Below are 3,447 nucleotides of genomic sequence, written 5' to 3'. Positions count from 1 at the left end.
AAGGATGTTCCGGCGGTGTCCTACTCTCCCACACCCTGTCGAGTGCAGTACCATCGGCGCTGGTGGCCTTAGCTTCCGGGTTCGGAATGGGACCGGGCGTTTCCCCACCGCTATAGCCGCCGTAACTCTATGAAACTATCCACACCAACAGCGCCGACACACCCGGCAACCCCCTAAAAAAAGAGGGTTACAGACGTTGTGTCTGCTGCAGTGTCTGTGTGTTGTTTCAGATACCGCACAGTGGACGCGTAGCTTCTTCGTTGGTAAGTCCTCGGCCGATTAGTACCAGTCACCTACACCCGTTACCGGGCTTCCAGTTCTGGCCTATCAACCCCATGGTCTGTAGGGGGCCTTAACCACTCGAAGGTGGTGAGAAACCTCATCTTGGAACAGGCTTCCCGCTTAGATGCTTTCAGCGGTTATCCCTTCCGAACGTAGCTAACCAGCAGTGCCCTTGGCAGGACAACTGGCACACCAGAGGTTCGTCCGTCCCGGTCCTCTCGTACTAGGGACAGCCTTCCTCAAGTTTCTGACGCGCGCGGCGGATAGAGACCGAACTGTCTCACGACGTTCTAAACCCAGCTCGCGTGCCGCTTTAATGGGCGAACAGCCCAACCCTTGGGACCTACTCCAGCCCCAGGATGCGACGAGCCGACATCGAGGTGCCAAACCATCCCGTCGATATGGACTCTTGGGGAAGATCAGCCTGTTATCCCCGGGGTACCTTTTATCCGTTGAGCGACACCGCTTCCACTTGCCGGTGCCGGATCACTAGTCCCGACTTTCGTCCCTGCTCGAGCTGTCACTCTCACAGTCAAGCTCCCTTGTGCACTTGCACTCGACACCTGATTGCCAACCAGGCTGAGGGAACCTTTGGGCGCCTCCGTTACATTTTAGGAGGCAACCGCCCCAGTTAAACTACCCACCAGGCACTGTCCCTGAACCAGATCATGGCCCGAGGTTAGAGGTCCAATACGATCAGAGTGGTATTTCAACGACGACTCCACAAACACTGGCGTGCCCGCTTCACAGTCTCCCACCTATCCTACACAAACCGTACCGAACACCAATACCAAGCTATAGTGAAGGTCCCGGGGTCTTTTCGTCCTGCCGCGCGTAACGAGCATCTTTACTCGTAATGCAATTTCGCCGAGTCTGTGGTTGAGACAGCAGAGAAGTCGTTACGCCATTCGTGCAGGTCGGAACTTACCCGACAAGGAATTTCGCTACCTTAGGATGGTTATAGTTACCACCGCCGTTTACCGGGGCTTAAATTCTCAGCTTCGCCACCGAAGTAGCTAACCGGTCCTCTTAACCTTCCGGCACCGGGCAGGCGTCAGTCCGTATACATCGTCTTACGACTTCGCACGGACCTGTGTTTTTAGTAAACAGTCGCTTCTCTCTGGTCTCTGCGACCACCCCCAGCTCAGGCTGCAAAAGCCGTCACCAGACGTGGTCCCCCTTCTCCCGAAGTTACGGGGGCATTTTGCCGAGTTCCTTAACCACAGTTCTCTCGATCGCCTCAGTATTCTCTACCTGACCACCTGTGTCGGTTTGGGGTACGGGCCGTGTACCAACTCACTAGAGGCTTTTCTCGGCAGCATAGGATCACTGAATTCACCTCAATCGGCTACGCATCACCTCTCAGGCTTGATGTTGTGCGGATTTACCTACACAACGCCCTACAGGCTTACACCAGTACAACCACTGACTGGCCCAGCTACCTTCCTGCGTCACCCCATCGCTTGACTACTACAGCAGGGGTCGTATGCAGCCGCTTCAAGTCTCCCGAAGGAGATCCATCCACATTTGGATACTTAGCACCACTGATTCGCCATTGGGCGCGGATACACGGGTACGGGAATATCAACCCGTTGTCCATCGACTACGCCTGTCGGCCTCGCCTTAGGTCCCGACTCACCCTGGGCGGATTAACCTGGCCCAGGAACCCTTGGTCATTCGGCGGACGAGTTTCTCACTCGTCTTTCGCTACTCATGCCTGCATTCTCACTCCCACAGCCTCCACAACTAGCTCACGCTGCTGCTTCCATGGCTGTAGGACGCTCCCCTACCCATCCACACCACTGCACCAAGTCCCGTAGAACAAGGCGGATGTATTGTGTGAATGCCGCGGCTTCGGCGGTGTACTTGAGCCCCGCTACATTGTCGGCGCAGAATCACTTGACCAGTGAGCTATTACGCACTCTTTCAAGGATGGCTGCTTCTAAGCCAACCTCCTGGTTGTCTTCGCGACTCCACATCCTTTTCCACTTAGTACACGCTTAGGGGCCTTAGCCGGCGATCTGGGCTGTTTCCCTCTCGACTACGAAGCTTATCCCCCGCAGTCTCACTGCCACGCTCTCACACACCGGCATTCGGAGTTTGGCTGATTTCGGTAAGCTTGTAGGCCCCCTAGACCATCCAGTAGCTCTACCTCCGGCGTGAAACACGTGACGCTGCACCTAAATGCATTTCGGGGAGAACCAGCTATCACGGAGTTTGATTGGCCTTTCACCCCTACCCACAGCTCATCCCCTCAGTTTTCAACCTAAGTGGGTTCGGGCCTCCACGACGTCTTACCGTCGCTTCACCCTGGCCATGGGTAGATCACTCCGCTTCGGGTCTAGAACACGCGACTGGAAACGCCCTATTCGGACTCGCTTTCGCTACGGCTACCCCACACGGGTTAACCTCGCCACATGCCACTAACTCGCAGGCTCATTCTTCAAAAGGCACGCCATCACCCACCACAGCAAGCTGTGCGTAGGCCCTGACGGATTGTAAGCGCACGGTTTCAGGTACTATTTCACTCCCCTCCCGGGGTACTTTTCACCTTTCCCTCACGGTACTAGTCCGCTATCGGTCACCAGGGAGTATTCAGGCTTACCGGGTGGTCCCGGCAGATTCACAGCAGATTTCACGGGCCCGCTGCTACTCGGGCACTCACTACGACAGCCGTTGAGTTTTCGCTTACCGGACTATCACCGTCTATGGCAGGCCGTTCCAGACCACTTCAACTAACACAACGGTTTCTGACTATCGCCCAGACCGGCAGATCTGAGAAAGTGAGCCCCACTACCCCGTCCAGACAACCCCTGCCGGGTATCACATCTGAACGGTTTAGCCTCATCCGCTTTCGCTCGCCACTACTCACGGAATCACTATTGTTTTCTCTTCCTGTGGGTACTGAGATGTTTCACTTCCCCACGTTCCCTCCACACACCCTATATATTCAGATGCGGGTAACACGACATCACTCGTGCTGGGTTTCCCCATTCGGAAATCCTCGGATCTCAGCTCGGTTGACAGCTCCCCGAGGCTTATCGCAGCCTCCTACGTCCTTCATCGGCTCCTGGTGCCAAGGCATCCACCGTACGCTCTTAAACACTTACAAACAAAGATGCTCGCGTCCACTGTGCAGTTCTCAAACAACACACCCACTCAAAC

Annotated in this window: 2 rRNA genes; both read right to left on the bottom strand. The window is 55.5% G+C overall.

Going from position 1 to position 3,447, the window contains the following annotated elements:
- Positions 1 to 7: 7 nt before the first annotated feature.
- A 5S ribosomal RNA gene (rrf, locus tag ACIBW7_RS43015) occupies positions 8 to 124 on the bottom strand.
- A gap of 135 nt (positions 125 to 259) precedes the next feature.
- Positions 260 to 3,394: ribosomal RNA gene (locus ACIBW7_RS43010) — 23S ribosomal RNA — on the bottom strand.
- Positions 3,395 to 3,447: the final 53 nt, after the last annotated feature.

It is taken from the genome of Nocardia sp. NPDC049526 (assembly GCF_044465765.1).
Lineage (GTDB): Bacteria > Actinomycetota > Actinomycetes > Mycobacteriales > Mycobacteriaceae > Nocardia.
Note: the sequence above shows the minus strand (reverse complement) of the source record. Positions and strands in the feature narration are given on the sequence as shown.